The organism is Blautia sp. NSJ-140 (assembly GCF_022868965.1).
Classification (GTDB): Bacteria; Bacillota; Clostridia; order Lachnospirales; family Lachnospiraceae; genus Blautia_A.
Map to the genome: position 1 here is coordinate 15,632 of NZ_JALIFS010000007.1, position 21,508 is coordinate 37,139.

12 protein-coding genes, 2 pseudogenes and 1 riboswitch are annotated in these 21,508 nt (G+C 40.3%); of the genes and pseudogenes, 2 read left to right on the forward strand and 12 right to left on the reverse strand.

Going from position 1 to position 21,508, the window contains the following annotated elements; all coding sequences use genetic code 11:
- Window positions 1-4 precede the first annotated feature (4 nt).
- The 9 genes from MUB50_RS09525 to MUB50_RS09565 all read right to left on the reverse strand — a co-directional run bounded on the left by MUB50_RS09525 (window position 5) and on the right by MUB50_RS09565 (window position 17,188).
- A complete protein-coding gene (locus MUB50_RS09525) occupies window positions 5-1,567 on the reverse strand; it encodes a restriction endonuclease subunit S (RefSeq protein ID WP_244790454.1) in 1,563 nt (520 codons plus the stop codon).
- Window positions 1,567-3,090, reverse strand: coding sequence for a class I SAM-dependent DNA methyltransferase (locus tag MUB50_RS09530; RefSeq protein ID WP_118378186.1), 1,524 nt, complete (start codon window positions 3,088-3,090; stop codon window positions 1,567-1,569). The genes MUB50_RS09525 and MUB50_RS09530 overlap by 1 nt, the downstream gene beginning before the upstream one ends.
- Window positions 3,090-6,299 carry a type I restriction-modification enzyme R subunit C-terminal domain-containing protein gene (locus tag MUB50_RS09535; RefSeq protein ID WP_244790456.1) on the reverse strand — a complete coding sequence of 1,070 codons (3,210 nt, stop codon included), beginning with the start codon at window positions 6,297-6,299 and terminating at the stop codon, window positions 3,090-3,092. Before MUB50_RS09535 ends, MUB50_RS09530 begins: the two co-directional genes overlap by 1 nt.
- 58 nt (window positions 6,300-6,357) lie before the next feature.
- A complete protein-coding gene (locus MUB50_RS09540) occupies window positions 6,358-9,279 on the reverse strand; it encodes a PAS domain-containing hybrid sensor histidine kinase/response regulator (protein WP_244790458.1) in 2,922 nt (973 codons plus the stop codon).
- A 317-nt stretch (window positions 9,280-9,596) separates the two neighbouring features.
- The gene (locus tag MUB50_RS09545; RefSeq protein WP_244790460.1) at window positions 9,597-12,425 is read right to left on the reverse strand and encodes a transporter substrate-binding domain-containing protein; all 2,829 of its coding nucleotides are present in this window, start codon (window positions 12,423-12,425) and stop codon (window positions 9,597-9,599) included.
- Window positions 12,426-12,551: 126 nt separating this feature from the next.
- Window positions 12,552-14,702 carry an ATP-binding protein gene (locus MUB50_RS09550; RefSeq protein ID WP_244802538.1) on the reverse strand — a complete coding sequence of 717 codons (2,151 nt, stop codon included), beginning with the start codon at window positions 14,700-14,702 and terminating at the stop codon, window positions 12,552-12,554.
- Between the two features lie 146 nt (window positions 14,703-14,848).
- Window positions 14,849-15,889 carry a 5'-nucleotidase C-terminal domain-containing protein gene (locus MUB50_RS09555; protein WP_244790464.1) on the reverse strand — a complete coding sequence of 347 codons (1,041 nt, stop codon included), beginning with the start codon at window positions 15,887-15,889 and terminating at the stop codon, window positions 14,849-14,851.
- Window positions 15,829-16,692 carry an ABC transporter substrate-binding protein gene (locus MUB50_RS09560; RefSeq protein ID WP_244790466.1) on the reverse strand — a complete coding sequence of 288 codons (864 nt, stop codon included), beginning with the start codon at window positions 16,690-16,692 and terminating at the stop codon, window positions 15,829-15,831. The genes MUB50_RS09555 and MUB50_RS09560 overlap by 61 nt, the downstream gene beginning before the upstream one ends.
- 100 nt (window positions 16,693-16,792) lie before the next feature.
- Window positions 16,793-16,868: riboswitch (cyclic di-GMP riboswitch) on the reverse strand.
- A gap of 143 nt (window positions 16,869-17,011) precedes the next feature.
- Window positions 17,012-17,188 (reverse strand): hypothetical protein, encoded by a 177-nt coding sequence (locus MUB50_RS09565; protein WP_181988187.1) that lies wholly within the window; start codon window positions 17,186-17,188, stop codon window positions 17,012-17,014.
- Window positions 17,189-17,396: 208 nt separating this feature from the next.
- On the opposite strand from MUB50_RS09565, the pseudogene MUB50_RS09570 reads away from it, so the two are divergent.
- Both MUB50_RS09570 and MUB50_RS09575 read left to right on the forward strand, forming a co-directional pair.
- Window positions 17,397-17,471 (forward strand): annotated as a pseudogene (locus MUB50_RS09570) (IS200/IS605 family transposase); the annotation flags it as partial.
- Between the two features lie 8 nt (window positions 17,472-17,479).
- The gene (locus MUB50_RS09575) at window positions 17,480-18,577 is read left to right on the forward strand and encodes a transposase (RefSeq protein ID WP_244790468.1); all 1,098 of its coding nucleotides are present in this window, start codon (window positions 17,480-17,482) and stop codon (window positions 18,575-18,577) included.
- Window positions 18,578-18,726: 149 nt separating this feature from the next.
- Here the strand turns inward: MUB50_RS09575 and MUB50_RS09580 are convergent.
- The 3 genes and pseudogenes from MUB50_RS09580 to MUB50_RS09590 all read right to left on the reverse strand — a co-directional run.
- Window positions 18,727-19,107, reverse strand: a pseudogene (locus tag MUB50_RS09580) (MATE family efflux transporter); the annotation flags it as partial.
- A 17-nt stretch (window positions 19,108-19,124) separates the two neighbouring features.
- A complete protein-coding gene (locus tag MUB50_RS09585; RefSeq protein ID WP_118063965.1) occupies window positions 19,125-19,856 on the reverse strand; it encodes a response regulator in 732 nt (243 codons plus the stop codon).
- Window positions 19,849-21,432, reverse strand: a complete 1,584-nt coding sequence (locus tag MUB50_RS09590) for an ATP-binding protein (protein WP_244790470.1) — start codon at window positions 21,430-21,432, stop codon at window positions 19,849-19,851. The genes MUB50_RS09585 and MUB50_RS09590 overlap by 8 nt, the downstream gene beginning before the upstream one ends.
- Between the last annotated feature and the right edge of the window lie 76 nt (window positions 21,433-21,508).

The window sequence follows — 21,508 nt, forward strand, 5'->3', positions numbered from 1 at the left end:
AATATCACCTCTTTAGCAAGTATTCCCCTAAACTGTTTTTAATAACAATCTGTTTTTGCTCAAGGCTTCGAAGCGCATCCATCAATTCAAATTTTTTCTTGCTAATAGACATAATCATTTGCACAGAGACAGCTTTTGGAGCGGACTTTATCAATAATCGGATTATCTCTTCTTCATTGGAACTTGATAGTGCAGACTTAATTTCTTCAGGGATGACAGTTCGTTTTGTTTTGGGTTTGTTGTTGATTTCTACACTTTTTTCTACAACTTCTTTCACCAACTCCACTGCACTTTCCTCGTTTTGGTTGTTCGTTCCCAGCTCACCTCGAAAAGCACGAGAAAGTATAGTTTTTTTGATAAGGTCAATCTGCTCCACCACTGTTTCGGCAACTTGTTTTACCTGCTGTTCTTTAGCAAACATATCGTCAAGAATACGAACAATTTCTATTTGTTCTTTAATATTGGGCATAGCGAACTTATATGCTCCAATTTTTTTAGCATTAATATTAGACTGATTAACACCATCCGTCTTTACCAAATTATAATACTTTTTAGCCCGAATGGTATTAAGTGAATAATTCAAGAAATCACCTATAATGCGTGAATGATCATAATCCAATTTAATAAGATATCCTGCATAAATAGCAGGATAATCTCCGCGATATATTGATGTTTTTCCAACAAGAGCCGAACTGTTTGTCCTATTAAAAAGAACATCTCCTGAAAATAGTCTGTATTTTTCTATATCCTCTTCATCATTGGAATAAGCTAAATCATCCCATCTAATTTCTCCGTCTTGTAAATTCCCCATTCGTATAACTACTACTTTACCCTGTGATACAGATTTTTTCGATGTGCCATATTTTAATGAATGACAAATCTCAGAAACTGATACATTTTTCCAACTCTCAATTCTCACACCGTGTTCTTTTCTCCACCGGGCGGTGAGCTCGCCGGTAAAGGCTTTGTGTAGGATGGCGGCTTTGCGGGTTTCAAAACTGTTCAGCGCATCCTGTGCCTTTTGCTTTGCCTCGTCCAGCTTGGTAAACAGGCTTTCAATGCGGTCAACAATGCGCTGTTGTTCAGAGAGGGGGGGAACTGGAATTGCGTATTTGTCAAATAGGGGAAAATGCCTACGATAGCCCATATTAGGAATGTCAACAGTTTGAAATGCATAATAAAATGCTTTTTCATTGAAAAATTGCTTTGGTTTTAATACCTTAATACCATCAGCACCTTGTGCAAACGGAAAATCAATGTATTTGATACATCTTGTATGATCACCAAAAATGATGACGGGCACATTTCCAGCAAAAATCATTTCTCTATCATTTGTATAACCGCCTATCAAATTCTGCCCTTGGTCAACAACAGCAATTTTTCCGTCTTGTAAATACTCTTTTTGCGGGATTTTCTTTTTACTATCAGTGCAGTTTTCAAAAGAATCAAGCAAATGAATCCAACACCAATTCTCCGGCACTTTATAAGGTTGTTCCCAATCCGGCACCAGTACCGCCTGCAAGCGTTCTTCGGGTGTTAAGGTTTCTTTTTTCTTAGCCTTTGCCATCAGTCCTGCACCTCCAAAGCCCGTAGCTCTTTCACCACGCTCATCAACAAGTCAACCGCCTCTTCCAGATTGGCTGCGGCTACCTCGGCACTATCCGCTGGATCTGGTAGATCATTATAATCTAAGACAGAATCATCACGAATCAGCCCAAGGTCAAGGGTATCACCCTTTTCGCCAATTTGCTCTCTTGTAAATACGCTCCAGCGCTCGTCATCCACAGCATGGCGGTCTTCAGCGGTGTAGGCTTTTACAAAATCGATGAAATGTTCTTCTTTCAACGGCGCAGTCTTTCCGAAAGATGGCATATTGGTACGCAAATCATAGAACCAAACCTCCTTCGTGTTATCTTTTTCGGTCTTGCCACGGGTGAAGAAAAGCACATTGGTTTTTACCCCCTGTGCATAGAAAATTCCAGTAGGCAGACGTAGAATAGTATGAAGATTACAAAAGTCCATCAACTCCCGACGTACACTCGTTCCGTCACCATCAGCAAACAGCACATTATCTGGCAGAACAACGGCACAACGTGCACTTCCGTCCGCTTTTAAACTGCGGTAGATTACCTGCAAGAAGTTCAGCTGTTTGTTGAAAGTCTGAAAAGAAATATCGTCACGGGATGTACGCTCTCCGCCTTTTTTGGTTCCGAAAGGAGGATTAGTTAAAATCACATCAAAGCCTTTCAGCCTTTTTGCACTTGGAGCCAGGGAGTCCTCACAGGAAATATGCGCTGGAACATTATGCAGATAGGCGTTCATAAGAGCCAAACGGTGTGCATCGTGTACCAGCTCAACGCCATAGAAAGAGTCCTGAAAAGCCGCCATTTCCTGATCAGAAAGGGAGTAGAGATCCACACCGTCAATAGCGTGCTGATAGGCGGAAATCATAAACCCAAACGTACCACAGGCAGGGTCAAAGCATTTTTCACCAAGTTTAGGGGAAATCAAATCAGTCATCACATCAATAAGCACACGAGGAGTAAAATATTGACCTGCGCCAGATTTCTTCTCGTCAGCATTCTTTTGCAGCAAGCCCTCGTAAAGGTCGCCAAGCCCCTCCTGCTTTGCTTCAAACCAATCCAGTTTATTAATCTCGGAAATAATTTTCTGTAAGTTTTTTGGTTCTTCAATGCTGGAAACCGCTTTTGCATAGATATCGCTTATTTTAGGAATACCGGTACTGCCTAGTTCGGAAAGCAGTTTCATATAATAATTTTTCAGTTCAATGCCTTCCAAAGTGGTAAGGTACTCCCAAGAGTAATTGTAAAGTAGTGGCTTTCTGGATTCTTTTTCTTCTTCGGTCAGCTGTTCAACCGCTTTCCCTTTTCTGCGGGCATACTGCTCCAAAGAATTTTGATATGCTTTTAACATATCGGCTTTCAATGTATTTTCTTCGCCGGTTTCATCCAACATTTTGAGAAATAAAATATAGGTTAACTCTGTAACATACTGATGATAAGTAATTCCATCATCGCGAAGAACATTACAAAGATTCCATAGTTTTTGAACAATATCCTGAGTACTCATTATGCAACTCCTTCATAAATATAAGTGTTAATTTCTCGTATAATCTCAACCAGTGTTCCTCCAAACTTCTTATTAAAACGGTCAAATCCTCCATCCATCTTAAACACCGGAGCCTCAAAGGTTTCGGTATTCAAAATACTCTCATGTAACATGTAGGTTTTGATTTTGTTCAAAAGATCCAGTTGGATTTTATTAAAATGATGCGTCGCAGTTAATTTATCAAAAGCTGCTGTGACACGCTCATCATGGTTAAATATCGGCGTTTTCAATACTGCCTGGCGAACGTAAGCAATAATGTCTGCCACAATGTGTACATTAGTTACAGAACTGGTCGCTTCATTCAAATTTGTTTCTGTAAAATTCTTCTTATCCAAGGTAAGCTTCAACTCTTTTAGCTGTGCTCTTGTCATATCACTGGGTTTAGTGCAGGCAATACGGATCGCCTCAATCTTATCTTTATTCTCATTAACAAACTTTGCAAAAGCTTCAAGATAATCTTCTGGCTTTTCCGTATTCCCATATCCACGGGTAGTCTCTCTTAAAATGTCAGGTTTTGCAGAATAGTAATATCCCTTCTTTTCCCTTTTCAGCAAATCTACCCATAACAAAAAATCTTTGTCTTGTACACACGTTTTAACAAAGGTATTTTCTGTATATGATTTCAATTTTTTAATATAAGATTTCAAGTCAACACCATTTAAACGTTCAATAATATCATATTTCTGTGTAGCTGTTAGATTGTTATTTTTACGCTGCAGTCTTGCTAAAATACGGTCCTTAACTTGCTGTTTATTTTCTCCATTATTACGGAAAAGGTCTTCTAGTAGTTCTGGCATGGTTTTACTTACAGAAACAGATTTCATTCCTGAAGTAGAATCCAAATCCTCATATACTCGAACCGCATCAAAAATGTTGAAATGTGTCTTACCAATTTCATGGCAAATCCGAGTAGCACGCCCAAGCATCTGTTCAAACAAGATACGGCTATTAATTTTTCTCATAAATACAAGATTACCAATTCCGGTATCCGATATACGATAGCGTACAATCACATGGTGTTCATCATTGCCCGGACAGTTTTCTGCAACAAATGAAATGGTACCTCCGTCTTTTGTAAATTTGATTGCATTACTGATGATGTTGAGCAATACTTCCCTTATTCTGAGTTCATCCGCCATCGCATAAGGAGTTTTTAGTTCTTCTCTTGAAACATACAAGTTAAGATCACGGTTTTCTATATATCCCCTTGCAATCGACAAAACAGTATTTATCATATCCCTGAGATCTACCGGTATCGGTTTATATTCCAGTTTACCACTTTCAATGCGGCTGATATCCAACACATCATTAATAAGCGTCATCAGATATTCTGAACTCTGCCTGATCTTTTTCAGACAGTTCTCCACTTCTTTGTCCGGTTTCCTCTTCATAGCAATATCTGTAAATCCAACAATTGCATTCATCGGTGTCCTGATGTCATGAGACATATGGTTCAGGAACGTTGTTTTTGCAATATTCGCCGCATTTGCATCCTGTGCTTCTTTCAGGGCTTCCATCTGTTTTTTTCTGCTTACTGAAAGGGAATAAACCAGAAGAAGCAGTACAAAAATAATCACAAATGAAACCACGATAGCTAAGCCTGCATACTCCGCAAGGACATCCTGCAAGGTCATTTTCTTTTCTGAAACAGAATTCTGTGCAAGGACCACGCCATTTAAAATATTGGAGGACTGCTCAATTGCTTTATTGATAATGGTAGCTGCTCTTCTATTTTCTCTCGTCGTGAACATCGCTAATTCCTGCCGTTTTGCCATTTCTGCAAAGGACAGACTTTTGGTCAATGAACTTTCATTAAGAAGATTGATCTTTGAAGATGGAATAACAGTTGCTCCCACTTTTCCATTTGCTACTGCCTCCAGGCATTCTTCCTGTGTATCATACAGTTTGATTTCTGCATCTGGAAAAAGACGGGACACCATCAATTTAGAATACAGAGAGGTCTCTGTTGCTGCGATTGTAGAGAGACTGTTAGTATATTCATTTCCTTTGTAAATAACAACCGGCGTAATATCAAAGATTTCATCCGTCAAAACTACCTGAAACTGTTCCTGTGTATAAAAATCCTGAATGATAGGACCTGCAATATCTATTTTGCCAGATTGCAATGCCTCATTCATCTCTACTCCCGTGGAACATGGAACTGCCTTGATCGTAATTTTATATTTTTCCTGAACCGTATCCAGAACGGTTCCAAGGATTCCTGTCAGTTTCCCATTTTCTTCACCACAAAAAGGGAGATTATCCTTTAGGTATCCCACACGGATTGTTTTTTCATGTGCATCCAGCCATTGTTTTTCTTCCTTGTTGAGCACATAATTTATAACCGCTTTTCCTTCATAACGAGCATACAGCTTGCTGCTGTAGTCCGTTTCTGTATTGTTGATTTCTTCCATGGCAGAATTTAATTCCTTTAACAGCTCCGGTCGGGATTTTGATACACCGAAATAACAGTCACTTGCACCGATATTGGCGATTGCAATAAAATCGCTGTTGACAGACAGTGCCGGGACCACAAGTGCATCCAGTTCATCTGCATCCAGTTTTTCTATCATTTCATCATAGCCTTTACAGACAACCACCTCTGCCTGGATCTGATTGCTGTCCAGCCATTTTTCCAGAAGTTCTTTCTGATAACTTCCATCTGCTACACCGATACAACAGCCATTCATCTGCTTTGGATCACCATTCGTAAGATTCGTATGATCTTCCCGGGTATAGATCCAATATCGTTCTGTTCCCTCTGCATAGGTCGAAAAATCGATAGATTCTGCTCTTTCCGGTGTATAACTGACACTTCCAAGTATATCTATTTCTCCATCTGCCAGCATATCCAGACACTCTTTAAATGAGCCATAGACATATTCATACTTCCAGCCGGTTATATAAGAAATCTTCTGAAGATACTCATATCCTGCTCCCTGCTTGTGTTCCCCATAGCCGCCTTCCTGAAAATTGGCATATGGAAAATAGCCGACTCTCACGGTTTTATTTTCTTCTTCCAATGCCTGAGTTGTTTTTCCATCACTTTTTATTTCCGATGCATAAGCAGAAAGCGGTACAAAAAGTAACATGATAAGTACTAAAATGCTCAAACATAATCTTTTTTTCTTGCCTTTTTTTCTTATCCGTTTTTCTATCTTTCTGTTCATTTATTTCCTCTTTATTATCCAGTAAAGCGGACATTCGCAATCCGCTTTCGCTTCTTGCTCATGAACGCAGTCTGTTTGCGTTCATGCTGTTGTTCTTCCCAATCTGTAAGCTTTCCTGTTTTTTCAATACAGAAAGAATGACCGCTCCCAGTTTCTCAATATCAATGGGTTTTGCAATATGTCCATTCATGCCGACATCAAACGTCCTTTTCCTGTCTTCTGCAAAGGCATTTGCTGTCATGGCAATGATCGGGATCTCTGCCTTCTTTTTATCATTTAAATGTCGGATACACTGGGCTGCCTGATAGCCATCCATGTTTGGCATCTGGATATCCATAAGTATCAGATCATAAGTTCCCGATTCCATCTGCTCTATCCTGTTCACACACTGAATTCCATCTTCCACACGCTCGATAACAAACCCAGCTTCTTCCAGAATCGTCACTGCAATTTCCGCATTCAGATCATTATCCTCCGCCAGCAGAACATGCTTTCCACTCAGACTTTCTCTCATACTAGATGTTTTTACTTTTTCTATCCTCTGGCTGTAATATTTCTTGTCCGCTATTTTATGCATCAGTGTAAACGTAAATACGGTTCCTTTTCCCAGTTCACTTTCCACTTCAAGACTGCCGCCCATCAGATCGACCATTTTCTTTACGATTGGCATTCCAAGACCGGTTCCTCTGACTCTTCCAGTGGTTGTATTCCGTTCACGACTGAATGGTTCAAATAATGTTGGAAGATATTCTTTACTCATGCCAATACCGGTATCTTTTATCTCGGATTTTACCTTCATATATCCTTCTCTTTTACATGGCAGTTCTTCTACAGTGATCGTTACATTTCCACCTCTGGGAGTGTATTTTATAGCATTACTGACAAGATTTACATAGATTTCCCTGATTTTTGTACCATCACACAGGATATTTCTATGTGTGACCTTCATGCTGCCGCTTAGATGGATTCCTCTTTCTTCTGCTTCAGATGCAAATGTACTTATGATTTCGTCTACTACCTCACCAACGCTTTCATAATTCTCATCTACTTTTATCTTTCCACTTTCAATCCGGGCCATATCAAGTACATTATTGATGATGGACAATAACAGTTTCCCTGATTGTTCGATTTTCTTCTGATAATCCAGTTGCTTCGGCTCTGTCAGTTGTGATTTCATCAGCTGATTATATCCCAGTATCACATTCATTGGCGTACGGATATCATGGGACATATTATTCAGAAATTCCGTTTTGGCTTTATTGGAATTTTCTGCGGCAGCATATGCTTTTTTCAGCTTTTCTTCCTGCATACGCTCTTTTTTTATCAGACTGTCAATATTTCTTGTTCCGACTACAGCCACCCTTGCTCCGTCTTTTTTCTTTACGTATGCCACTCTTACCTGATGATAAATGATCTCCGTTCCCGACTTAAACTCGTATGTCATGGAATAATCCTCTTTCTGTGAACGCAGAGTTTCCAGACCCAACTGCTTTTCAAATTCTCCGTTGGTGTTATCAGATACCATCGTCTCGGCATAAGAAGGAATTATTTGTGACCATCTGTTATCACATTTTCTGCAGAAATCTGAAATAATCTTTCCATTTTCTTCAGACTCGCGATAAGAAAATACTCGATCTTTATCCAGTTCTACTGCCAGAACAGAAAAATATTCTTTTCCAAGGCCTTCGATAATCTCTCTTTGAAGCTCTATCTCCTGTTCTTTTTTAATGATTTCATCTACAGAACGGAAACCGAGGATGATCTTAAAATGATCTTCCTCATTGGATAAACGTACTGCGTTTGCCAAAAAATGTCTGAAGCCACTCCCATTTGGTATCGTCTTATAATAAATCTCTATACTGTCTGTTTCCTGTAATTCATTCATAAGATACTCCGGCAAAAGTCTTTCCAGATACTCCGGAGCAGATTCTTTGATAAGGACATTTTCGAAAAAATACCGGACTCTCTCCGAATAGCAGTTACTTTCACGAACTAACTTTTGCTTTTCTTCAGGGTCATGGTGCGTAAAGGCATCCCCTTTTACGACTTCAAATGTATCCTGCCTTAAATCACACAAAAGTACCGTTGTATAATCTCTGGATAAAGCTGATAATATCCGGTTACGTTCGTTCAGAATCTGGTTGCTGTCTTCCAGTTCTTTCTCGTTTTTTTCTTTGCCTTTAACAAAATCCGTAATATCTGTGATATCTCCCTGGAAGAATATCTGATTACCGGATTTCACCAATGTTGTGGCATCTGTGACCCAATGATAGCCATCCTTTCCAAGCAGCCGGTAAATCTGATCCTGTGTAAATCCATGTCCGCATGTATCAAGAATACGGGCGGTATATTTTGCAGAAAGATGCCGGTCATCCGGATGAAGCATATTGTCAAACTTATTATGGAATTCTGTTTTGATCTCTTCTCTGGTCCACCCAAGAATCGCAAGGAACCTGTCACTGATATATATGAATGGATGCCCCTCCTCCAGGGAACATCTGTGATAGCCGCCAGGGATATTATCGATTGTTGCCTGAGACAGCATATTTTGCTCTTCCAGTTTCTTATGCCTTTCCACGAAGGATGTCATATCTTGGCAGGCACTGATAATAGCCAGTTTCCCCTCCTCTGTCCGTATGACTTTTCCTTTATCAACCGTCCAGAACCAGGATCCGTCTTTTCGCGGCATACGATATGTGGTCTCATAGGTTAATCCCTCATAATACTTACCCCCCCCGATATCCTTTATGACCTGTTCTCTGTCATCGGGATGAATCGTATTAATAACTTTTCCGTCAATTGCTTCAACCATTTCTTCCACTGCATCGTAACCAAGCATTCGTGCCATTTCTTCATTGGCATAGTAAACCGGAAACTCGTTCTCACAATATCCACCGATCAGTCCCCTGGTTTCCCCCATGATCATAAAATCTGTAAGTAGCTCTTTTTGTACTTTGTCTGATACTATTAACTGTTTCATATTCCTCCCCCAGTATCCTTCAGCCTGATTTTTTGTGCAGATATAGCGATCTAATACCGCCACATAACAAAGGGTATAGCGTAACCATTACTATTACATATTATGTTCGTTATATACGAAAAAAATCTTTCTACAAAAACAGCGAAAGGCGCATATTTATACTATTATACTGCATAAAAGCAACGTAATATGATAAAAATATTATAGCAGACCACTCTACAATTGTCAGCATTTCTTGAGCTTTATGTCTATTATTTACTGAATACTTTTTCTTACTCTTCGATTTCTTTTCCATACTCTTAGGTGCATATTTAATTTCATCCATATACATACCTTAAAATCGTTTTTATAACTTCATCAATCACAATCGGCTTTGACAAATGTGCGTTCATTCCTGCATCCAGTGATGCCTGAACATCTTCTGCAAATGAATTAGCTGTCATTGCTATAATAGGAATATTTTTTCCATCCGGTCTGTCATTCATTGCCCTGATTGCTTTTGCTGCTTCATAACCATTCATTTCAGGCATCATGATATCCATCAGGATTACATCAAATGTGCCTTCCGGATGATTTCTGAAAATCTCAACAGCATTCTTTCCATCCACAGCTCTTTCTACATTCATCCTGAATTCTTCCAACTGCACGGCAGCAATCTCTGCATTCAGTTCATTATCCTCTGCAAGAAGAACATTCACACCTGTAAGATTCACCTTTTCAGAAATACCTGTGTCTGACTTATTACATTCCTTATCTGTAATTTCCAAAGGAATATCCACAGTAAATGTGGTTCCCTCATGCTTTTTACTCTGCACGGAAATGGTCCCACCCATCATATCTACATACTTCTTTACGATAGCCATCCCCAGTCCAACTCCATGGTACTGCGTTCTCACACCGGAATCTTCCTGTGCAAATTCCTCAAAAACTTCTTTTGTAAATTCCTCACTCATGCCAATACCAGTATCCGAAATGCGGTAACACATATTTATATATCCATCCCCGCCCTTTTCCTGACACCGAGCTTCAAATGTAATCGTCCCTCCATCCGGAGTGAATTTCACGGCATTGCTCATAATATTGACCAGCACATCACGCAGGCGTGCAGGATCCGCAAGTACATTTGGAATCTTTGCTTCTTCACGCTGAATCTTAAAGTTGATATCCCTGTTCGTAAGAAAACCTTTTGTAATATTCAATGAAGAATCTGTAATGTTTTTCACATCCGCCGGCACTGGATTGTATTTCACTTTTCCACTTTCGATGCGGGTCAGATCTAATACATCATTGATCAGCGACAGTAAATGCTCTGAGCTTTCGTCAATCTTTTCCAGACAATTTTTCACTTCGTCTGACGGATTGTTTTTCATTGCAATACCGGTAAATCCTATGATTGCATTCATCGGTGTCCTCATATCATGGGACATATGTGACAGAAATGCTGTCTTTGCCTTGTTTGCAGCCTGTGCATGCTCTGCCAGTTCCGCCATTTCCTCAGCTTTCTCCTGGGCCGCCTTCTGAGCTTTTTTTCTTGCACTGAGATGCACCATTGTCACAGACATAGCAGTCAGCAGCCATCCAAAAATAAGAAGAACCAAAACAGTAACAACAGGATGCAGACGGATCCAGTCAACAAATGTCAGCTCTGTTGCTTTGTATGTGGTATACTGTGCTGCAAGATCTTCAACAAGATTTTGGGGCATAGCATACATTGCTTTCGTCAGAATACCAGCCAGCGCATGGTTCTCAGTTGATGAAATTACCATGCGGTAGGTGAATGTAGGCTGTTCCAGCAGAGTATATGTCATGGTGCCCGTAGTGTCACTGTTCACAAACGCCTGTGCCATGTAATAGTAGACGAAGGCAGCATCTGCTTTACCCTTACGGACAGCTTCCATCATTTCCTGTCGGGTACTGCACATCAGTTTTTCTGCACCGGGTGCGATTGCATCTTCAATTGAATTTGATGCTGTCTGGTCAACAGTAGTAACAACATTAATTTTTCCATCAAAGTCACGTCGTGTCACCCTTGCCAGCTGCATCGTAATGAAAGGTGCAGTAATCCCCCATTTTTTCGTCTCAGCATAGTTATCTGTTTCCAGGCGTGCATCGATGCTCATATCTGTGGTTTCCTTATTTTTCTGATAGGCAATATACTCATCTCTGGTGGCAGGTGTAAGAAACTCATAGGAAATCCCGGCATAGTCTGCAATTTTCCGGAAGTAATCCGGGATAATACCCTTCATCTCACCATTTTCATTATAAGAATATGGATAACGGGTCGGATCACACAGAACATGAAGCGGGTTGTCCTTGGAATACTGTGAAATAATACTTTTTTCTTTCTCCGTATATTCCAGATTCTTAGTTTCTATGCTTTCATAATTTTTATTATAAAGTGTCGTTTTCCAGTTACCCTCAACTACATTCATCTGGTCAATTGCATAATTGATCTCATTCAGCAATTCTGTATTACCTTTTTTAACAATGACATAGAAATCGCTGCTGTCAAATTTATCCACGATACGCTCATTGTTTGTTTTTCTCAGAGAAGTGGCAGCAATAGCATCAACATTTCCGCTCAGAAGAGCTTCCTCCATCTCTGCTGTCGTATCAAAATAAAATGGATCATATGTAAATCCTTTATTGCCTGCAAAATCCGCAAACTCTTTATCTCGTGAGCTTCCGTTCAAAAGCGCCACACGCATACCGTTGTAAGTGCTGTAATTGCCGTCCACAATCGTGCTGTTGTCACTGCGGACGGTCAGCATCCCATAATTGGTTCCGATTGGACGTGAAAAATCAAACTTTTCTTCTCTTTCCGGTGTTTTGCGGGCAGATGTTACCATGTCAATCTCGCCATCTTCAAGCATCTGCTGCATATCATCCCAGCTCTTATCATATCCGACATATTCGTAATCTACATCCCAATAACGGGCCATCAGCCGAAGAAAATCATAGCCATACCCACTGCGGTTGCCTTCTTCATCCATCACATGATAACCATCCATGGCAAAGAAACCGACTTTGACAGTTTCATGCTGCGAACTGTCCTCGGCTGCATATGCAGTCTGGGGAGAAAATATCATACACACGCATACAAAAACCAGGAACACTGCCACATATTTCTTTGCTCTCGAAATCATATTAAATCTCCTGTCTGTCTGTCTGTCTGTCTGTCTGTCTGTCTGTCTGTCAAATATATTTCTCTATACATCTCCTTGTCAACCTCCTGGTTTAATAAAATTGCACTGCCGCATCAAATCCATTTGTCACTGTTCCATAACCTGCGGTTCGGTACCCCCCCCACCAGATTTTATGCTTCTGATCGTCTTTTCCAGCACCTTCATCTCAACCGGTTTTGAAATATGTGCATTCATACCGGCTGCCAGAGAATGCTGAATGTCCTCTGAAAATGCATTGGCAGTCATGGCAATGATAGGAATCGTCTTTGCCAGTTTATGGGAACTTCTGCGGATTGCTTTCGTTGCCTCATAACCATTCATAACAGGCATCTGCACATCCATCAAGATCATGTCATAATCCCCTGGAGCAGACTGTTCAAATGCTTTCAAAATCTCTTCGCCATTTTCACAGATAGTACATTCCGCACCTTCAATCTTTAACAGTTCTGTCAGGATCTCTGCGTTCAGCTCATTATCCTCTGCACACAGGAATCTCATTCCCTGAAGGATATTTCCATCCTGCTCATCTGTTTCTTCTTGTGCTGCCAGAGCGGCCGTTCTATCCTCTGCAATTTTCAGATCCATGAGAATCTCAAAACAGCTTCCCTGTCCCAGTTCACTGTCCACATCAATGGTACCTCCCATTGCCTCAACCAGGTTCTTAGTAATCGCCATTCCAAGTCCGGTTCCCTGTATTTTGTTTGTAAGAGAACTTTCCGCACGGGTAAACGCATCAAAAATTGTATCCTTGAAATCTGACGCCATTCCCATACCATTGTCATAGACTAAAAAGCGGTACTTTGCATAGACAGATGACTTTGTCTCACATTCTTCTACCAGAAGCTGAATTTTTCCACCCTCCTGCGTATATTTTATGGCATTAGACAGCAGATTACTGAAAATCTGCATCAAATGAACCTGATCACCATTCACCCACTCATGGTGAATATTTTCTTTTATGACTGTAAAAGTCTGCTGCTTTTCATATATTTGAGAATGAAATATAGTGTCAAGTTCCTGCATAAATTCCAAAATTGAAAAATCAGAGTACTTAAAAACCGTTTTTCCTGCCTCAATCTTGCTCATATCCAAAACATCATTGATAATTCCTAACAGATGCTGTGATGAAATATCTATTTTATCTGCATACTCTATAACTTTTGCTTTATTACCTGCATCATGTCTGATCAAAGATGTAATACCAATGATTGCATTCATAGGTGTGCGAATATCATGTGACATATTAGACAGGAAATCCGTTTTCGCCTTATTTGCATTTTCAGCTGTCTGTAAAGCCTCTGTTGCAACGTTCTTTGCCTTTTTCAGTTTTTGATTGACTACTTCCATTTCCTTCATTGTTTGTAAATGAAGTTCATTATTTCTTTTTTCATATTCTGCTTTTTGATCTGCAAGACTAAGTCTGGAAATACTGTAGAATAATCCGGCAAAAAGTAAAAGTATAGAACCTGCCATGAGTATTGTTGTAAACAGCACCGTTTTCTGGTAATCCATCAGCACATTGTCAACAACTCCCTTTGCCACAATGCATACCAAAATGGTGTTGTTGCTTTCTATCGGGCAATACCCCAGATAATAGGGGTTCTGTTTTCCCAAAAGTGCAACTCCGGATTCTCTGTTATCAAACTTCTTTTTGAACAAATCAGCTTCCTCTTCTGTAACAGCCTGTTCCCCTTTTAAATGTTTTAACAAAGAATAATTACGCAGGTATTTATCACCACTCTGGTTCGTATACGTAATATTTCCGTCATGATCCAACATGAACAAATATGCATTCCCATCATAACCTTTCAGTTTTAACATGGAATCCAGTTTCGAATGATCATACACAGTTCCAATTGCCGTATAAGTTTCCCCATCGATCGTATATTCCTGACATGGGATTGCAACCAGATAACCGTCTTTTTTCTTCTGATCATAATCAAGACGCACCAGTTTTCCAATATTGTATCCATTCTTTAAGTCCAGCAGAAGTTTACTTGGCATATCAATCCGCATTTTTGTTCCACCTGCTGATATTGCCTGACCATTCTCCTGAATGAATATAAGGGTACTTTCCGATTCTTTTTCCCATGCCTCAAAGAAACTTTTGTTCACATCCGTTTCAAGAGACAGCTCCCTCTCATGAAGTAAAAATTCCTCAACCAACTGCAGCTGGCTGTAGTACCCACTCACTTGAAGATCATAGGTCTGCTGTATCTGTTCAACAACAGCTCCCATACTGCTTTTTCCGTTTTCGCTGATATACTTCTTAGACTTACTTATCAGATACTTGATACAACCTAAGCTTAAAAGAATAATAAGTAGTATAAGCAACAGCCTTGTTATTTTTTTTCTTTTATTTACCGTTTGTTCTATCTCCACTTTTACTGTTCAACCTCTATATAGTCTTCCGGTGCTGACGGCTGCTGTCCTTTTGACATTGCTTCGATCCATGCACTTGATAATGTTGTCTCTTTAAGCTGCTCAATCTCACATTTCGAATTTATTTTTTTCAATACAGACATTGTGGTGTCTGTAAGAAGAATCGAGTATTCCTTTTCTTTGTCTATTTTCTTATCATTAACTGTCAAGTCCTTTAATGAAAATCCACTTTCCTCTTGATTGACGATCATTTTCATACCGGATGCAATTGGTAATTCGTATTTATTGGTTACATAAAAATTCTCATCAGCATCGGCGAGATAATTTTCCACGAGTTCACAAACCTGTTTACCATTGATTTTTGCAACATATAATGCTGTATCTGAACTCTTCGCTGTCATCATGCCAACCCGGCTGCTGGTGCATTCTCCTTTGTACATAGAGGAAGTGAAATAATAATATGGTGCCAGAGCCAGCTGTGCCTCATTTTCTTCTCTGATCGTAGTTAAAATGGAAGATGCTGCATCACGGCCATTTCTATCGTTCAGTGAAATGGAATATTCATTTTCAAAATTCACCGTTGCTTTTTCTTCTGGATCTTTACGATTTATTGCACTACAAAAAGTATCATAAGCCTGTGTTTCATCCATTTCTCCTGACAGTAATCCGTGAACAGCCTCAAGACTTGCATCAAATGATTTTTGAGCGGAATACCGGATATAAACAGCATTATTATTAATTTCCTCTTCCAGTCCAGGCACATCCTGCATCATGGTTGGAACATCTGTATTCAATGAAATAACACCGCTTCCATCCGCAATCAGCTTTTGCCCCTCTTCTGAAATCATACAATCCAGCACATCCAGTGCAGTATCCAGTTTCTCCCGGTCTTTTTCCAGGTTTTTGTTAAATGCAATGTTTAAGGACGGAGTCATGTACACATAGGATTCATCCGATGTCTGTGAAAAGTAAGGAATACGGATCAGATCCGCATCCATCTGTTTCTGCAGCTGCTGCATAACCGTCGGATGTCCATGAAACATTGCTGATTTTCCCTCGACAAACATCTGGGTTCCTGTATTGATGTCAATATTGATATCTTCTTTACCAAAGTGCGAGTCCTTAAGAAACTGACTGGTTTCTGAAAAATACGTTTCCATAATGTATCATCAAACTTTACTTCATCCGCTGCAGTCTCTGCACCGTTTCGCCATTCAATACCATCCAGGCTTGTAAACTCACCGATTGCCGCTGCCTGGATGATTTCATTATTAGACCAGTCTTCACCAATATCCATGGAATACGGTTTTATGCCATTATCATAAAACTGCTGACAAGCCTGTACATATTCCTCATAATTTTCTGGAATCTTTATGCCATACTGATCAAACAGTGTTTTGTTGGCAATGATCGTCTGCGGAATACCACAGATTGGCAGCCACTGGATTTCATCCTCATCATTCTTATAATATTGCACCGCATAAGAATAGTACTTGGAAACAACATCATAAGAAGCAAAATCCATAAGATAAGGCTGTAAGTCCTGTGCATCTGTTCCAGAGAATCGACGTACTGTTATGATATCCGGTAATTCATCATGTTCTTTAAAATAACTGTATAAATCGGTATCATTGTTACCAATAATAAATTCAATATCCTGATCTGGGAACTGTTCATGGATATAGGGTGCAATATTTTTCATCAAACGATTTTCCCATAGATAAACGGTAAGATGATCATCGTTTTTAGATACCTCTTTCTTTGACTGTCCACATCCAGACAAGACAGCAGTTGCTACAAGTACACCTGACACCACTGCTGTCAGACAACTTTTTACCTTTTTCATACTTTTATTTTCCTTATTCTTTCCTGATAAAATCATTATTGTTACGTCTATGAAATAACATCGTTAAAAAAGCACTGTCAGACAGACAGTGCACCTCATTTCATGCAACTGGCTGCCATTTTACAGGCCCTGTAGCTTTGCGTCCCAGACTTTCATCTGGTTTGCCGATTTCCTTATTATAGATATAGCTTTTAAACTTATGCCAAAAAAAACTAATTTTATTATACTTTAACGTTCTACTATGCACAAGAAAAAAATTACCGTTTTAACGTTCAAAAACAAAAAAAGAACAGCCGATACATATACTCGAACTGTTCTCCTACTTTCGAAGTCCATGAAGCATTGACATTACTGTTTCCTGCTCATTTGTATTCAGATTGTTCCATATCCTTAAAACTTCCTCCCGCTCTTCTGTCAGATCTTCCATATACTTCTGATACTCTTCATTACCTTTTCCTTGCTGATAACTGATCCAACTTTCATCTGTCAATTTCATTTCATTCTGCATTTTTAACAAATGTAGCAAGAATTCTCCCACCTCTTCAGGTGGTGAGATGAATTGCACATCTGGGCATATCTGCTCAAAAAATCCCTATAGTACAAAAGAAACACTTGTTCTCCATTCCCTGATGTAGTATACTAAAAAAGAACAATTAGTTCATAAATACATATCAGTCGATAAAAGAAAATGAATGATAAATATAATGGAATTAGACAATAATTCCCATTCAGTATTTCTACTATACTATCACCTGGTGATGGTTATAAAATACAGAAGGTGAGAAGAATGAACCGCGCCGTAAAAATAAGGATCTATCCAAATAAAGAGCAGAAAGTCCAGATAGAGAAAACAATCGGCTGCAGCCGCTTTATCTATAACCAGATGCTCGCGGACAAGATCAGCTATTACCAGAAAGAAAAAAAGATGCTCCGGAACACACCGGCCGGATATAAGAAGGAATATCCCTGGCTGAAGGAGGTAGACTCCCTTGCCCTGGCGAATGTGCAGCTGCATCTGGAAAGTGCGTTCCGGAAGTTCTTCCGGGAACCATCCTGCGGATTTCCACGTTATAAATCAAAGAAGCATACAAGAAATTCGTATACGACCAATGCAGTAAACGGGAATATCCTTTTGCAGGATAGCCATCTGAAGCTTCCGAAGATGGCTGCCATAAAGATAAAACTCCAACGGCAGATTCCGTCAGACTGGAAGCTGAGATCCGTAACTGTGAGCCGTGAGCCATCCGGGAAATATTTTGCAAGTCTTTTGTTCTGCTGTGAGAACCAAACCGTGGAAAAAAGACCGGCAGAGAGATTTCTTGGGATCGATTTTGCCATGCAGGGAATGTGTGTATTTTCTACAGGAGAAAGAGCTGGATATCCTATGTTTTACAGAAAAGCAGAGAAAAAACTTGCAAAGGAACAGAGAAAGCTCTCCCACTGTGAAAAAGGAAGCCGGAACTATCAGAAACAGAAGAAACGGGTAGCTTTATGTCATGAAAAGATAAAGAACCAGAGAAAAGATTTCCAGCATAAGCTCAGCAGGGAGCTTGCTGAAAGATATGATGCAGTATGCGTGGAAGATCTGAACCTGAAGGGAATGTCCGGAGGCCTGCATCTTGGGAAAGGCGTGCAGGATAACGGGTACGGGCAGTTTCTGTCCATGCTTGGATACAAGCTGGAAGAGCGCGGAAAACATCTTATAAAAGTAGACCGTTATTTTGCATCCAGCAAGATCTGCAGTGTATGCGGACATAAGAAAAAGGAACTAGCATTGTCGGATAGAATGTATGTCTGTGAATGTGGAAACAGGATGGACCGGGATGTGAATGCAGCAGTCAACATCCGGGAAGAAGGAAAAAGGATCTATAAAGAATGTGCCTGACGGCACAAGAAAAAATTCCGTAACCGGATAAACATAAAAAACAAAACCGCAGGACACGCGGGGATAGCCTGTTTTAGCTTTGCCCTAAAGGGCAATCGAGCAGGAAGCCCCCACTTCAAAATCGTAAGATTTAAGTGGTGGGAGCATGTCACTTTGATATGAAAAATGAGCAGTAATACTGCTGATGCTACCTGTCCAATTACAGTTGCGTAGGCTGCGCCTTTCACTCCCATTTCCGGGCAAGGTCCAATACCGTAGATCATGATCGGATCAAGGATGATATTTACAACCGCTCCAACCACCTGACCAATTGTGGAATAAAGAGAACGGCCTGTTGCCTGGAGTAACTTTTCAAATAGAGAAAAGAAAATAATACCAAAAGAAATTACGCAGCATATCCTCAGATAGCTGACCCCCATCTTAAGTACTTCTGTATCTACTGTCTGCGATGAAATATATGCTTTCACCCCAAAGATACCAAACAATAAGCAAACCGCATAAATGATCACTCCCAGAAACAGACTGCTTCCGTTAGCCCCCTCCGACTTCACAAAGAAGAGTTCGTTTCCTGCTCAGGTTTCTCGATTCTGAGCATGCGATATCCGATTCCTATGTGTGTCTGGATATATTGTACACCGTTTTTTTCGGGCTCCAGTTTTTTCCGCAGTGTTGCCATAAAGACCCTGAGAGAAGCAACATCGTTTTCCGAGCAGCGTCCCCATATCTGCTGAGTAATATATGTATGTGTCAATACTTTTCCAATATTACGTGATAAAAGGCATAGCAGCTTATACTCAATGGGCGTCAGATGCAGTTCTCTATCCTTCAGGAATGTGCAGCCAGCCGTGTAATCTATCTTTAATCCACCATTTTCAAAAACAGATGTTTCCGGCTGTTTTCCTGCCTGCGTTATGGCAAGCCGCCTTTGACTGACACGGATACGCGCAAGTAATTCTTCTACTGAAAATGGTTTTGTGATATAATCATCTGCACCCGCATCCAGTGCCTCTATTTTGTCCATATCTTCACTTCTGGCACTGATCACGATAATAGGCATATTCGACCAGGTACGGATTTTTTTTATTACCTCTACTCCTTCCATATCAGGAAGACCCAGATCCAGAAGAACGATATCCGGATTGTGTGATGAAGCCTCCAGAATGGCTGAAGCCCCATTTTCTGCAGCCAGATATTTATAGTCATGTGTTTTTAATGTGGTAACGATCAGGTTCCGTATGGGTCTGTCATCCTCAACTACCAGAATTAATGTCTTATTCATTTAATGTCACCTCGCTTAATGGTAAAGTAAAAGTAAAATTACATCCATGCGGAGCATGATCCGAAAGAACCAGGGTTCCATCGTGAGCTTCTATGATAGAGCGGCAAAGTGCCAGGCCAAGCCCCAGACTCCGTTGGCTGTCTGCAACGGTCGTTTTCCCTGTATAAAACATCTCAAAAATATGTGGCTTCATTTCATCCGGAATTCCGGGGCCGTTATCTTCCACGCTTATCTGCGCTTTCCCGGCTTTTTTGAACCCCCGAATGCTGATGACAGAGCCTGACGGCGTATATTTTATCGCATTATCGATCAAATTTACCAGAACCTGTATAATAAGATGCACGTCCATACGTGTAAGAACAAGTTCTTCACAGTCCGCCACGATCTTATACGCATCATGCTTCCGGCCGATATGTCGAAGTGACTCTGCTATTACCTCATCCAAAAGCTGATCCGTAAATTTAAACTTCAATCTTCCATCATTGAGCCTGGTAATGGAAAGCAGATTTTCCACAACTCCGATCAGCCACTCTGAATCCTCATGAATGTCCGTGTAGATCTGATACCTTGTAGCTTCATCCAGACGGTCACTGTTACTGAGAAGCATATCTGCATTTCCGGAAATAGAACAAAGCGGAGTACGCAGGTCATGGGAGATCGCCCGAAGAAGATCGCCACGCAGCTGCTCATTTTTTGCTAAAACCGCATTTTTTTCTTTTTCTATGGCATTTTGTACATTCTCCATTGCAAGTGCACATTCATTTATTACAGACAGCAGGATGCTGTATTCATAAGAGTCCAGTGTTTCTTTCTGCAGAGGGATCCCGATTACGCCATAAACATTATTCCCGCTTCGAATTGCCAGATATAAGCATTTTGCCTGTGAGAAATACTGTGTGGATGCGCCGGCACGCTGTCTGTTTTCATAAGTCCATCTGGCCGCCTGTTGTTCTTCCTGTGTCAGAAAATCCTCTGTGCTCTCTTTTTCCCCGGAAAAAAGCTTTCCTTCTGATAAAGTTCCATTTTCCACAACATATGCCGTGATGCTGCGGTTTAACAGGCGTATCAGCTGTGTACAGGTAACTCCGAGGATTTCTGTCTCACTTTTTGCCTTTTGCAGCAGACGATCCGTATCAAACAGAACCTGTGTGCGAAAGGCAATCTGTGAAGACAGCTTTGCATGCATTTTCAGCTTTGCCGCAAGGGTTCCTGTAAGTACGGACGAAATAAGCATTATGAAAAATGTCACCGGATATCCCACCGCATATGTCTCAAAAGACATCCTTGGCTCCATCAGAAAAAAGCAAAATAAGAATACACTTAAAAAGGAGCCGGCTACACTGCAAAGATAACCATCTGTCACGATCGAAGTGATCAATACGCCCAAAATGTATATCGTTACAATATTTGTATCTGTAAGATCCAGTTTCTGAAACAGCAGGCCGATCAAAGTGCATACTGCAAATATAAAAACCGTCAGCAAGTAATCTTTTGCAGACGGTTTTTCCACATACCATGCAAATGGCCGTTTCGGATAGGTTCTATTTTTTACTGTATCCTCCATTTTCAAGCTCATTCTGTCATTCTCCTTCTACTGCTGTTTTCTGGAATTATATCACGCAGCTGTTCTGTGGTCAAAATTTTTTCTTCAT

Coding starts and splice junctions, on each gene's coding strand:
- MUB50_RS09550 (WP_244802538.1), bottom strand. CDS start 14,702: ATGGGAGCTGTTGTTGAACAGATACAGCAGACCTATGATCTTCAAGTG.
- MUB50_RS09530 (WP_118378186.1), bottom strand. CDS start 3,090: ATGAGTACTCAGGATATTGTTCAAAAACTATGGAATCTTTGTAATGTT.
- MUB50_RS09585 (WP_118063965.1), bottom strand. CDS start 19,856: ATGAATAAGACATTAATTCTGGTAGTTGAGGATGACAGACCCATACGG.
- MUB50_RS09575 (WP_244790468.1), top strand. CDS start 17,480: ATGAACCGCGCCGTAAAAATAAGGATCTATCCAAATAAAGAGCAGAAA.
- MUB50_RS09590 (WP_244790470.1), bottom strand. CDS start 21,432: ATGAGCTTGAAAATGGAGGATACAGTAAAAAATAGAACCTATCCGAAA.
- MUB50_RS09525 (WP_244790454.1), bottom strand. CDS start 1,567: ATGGCAAAGGCTAAGAAAAAAGAAACCTTAACACCCGAAGAACGCTTG.
- MUB50_RS09535 (WP_244790456.1), bottom strand. CDS start 6,299: ATGAACAGAAAGATAGAAAAACGGATAAGAAAAAAAGGCAAGAAAAAA.
- MUB50_RS09555 (WP_244790464.1), bottom strand. CDS start 15,889: ATGTTTCATGGACATCCGACGGTTATGCAGCAGCTGCAGAAACAGATG.
- MUB50_RS09540 (WP_244790458.1), bottom strand. CDS start 9,279: ATGAAACAGTTAATAGTATCAGACAAAGTACAAAAAGAGCTACTTACA.
- MUB50_RS09565 (WP_181988187.1), bottom strand. CDS start 17,188: ATGAAATTGACAGATGAAAGTTGGATCAGTTATCAGCAAGGAAAAGGT.
- MUB50_RS09545 (WP_244790460.1), bottom strand. CDS start 12,425: ATGATTTCGAGAGCAAAGAAATATGTGGCAGTGTTCCTGGTTTTTGTA.
- MUB50_RS09560 (WP_244790466.1), bottom strand. CDS start 16,692: ATGAAAAAGGTAAAAAGTTGTCTGACAGCAGTGGTGTCAGGTGTACTT.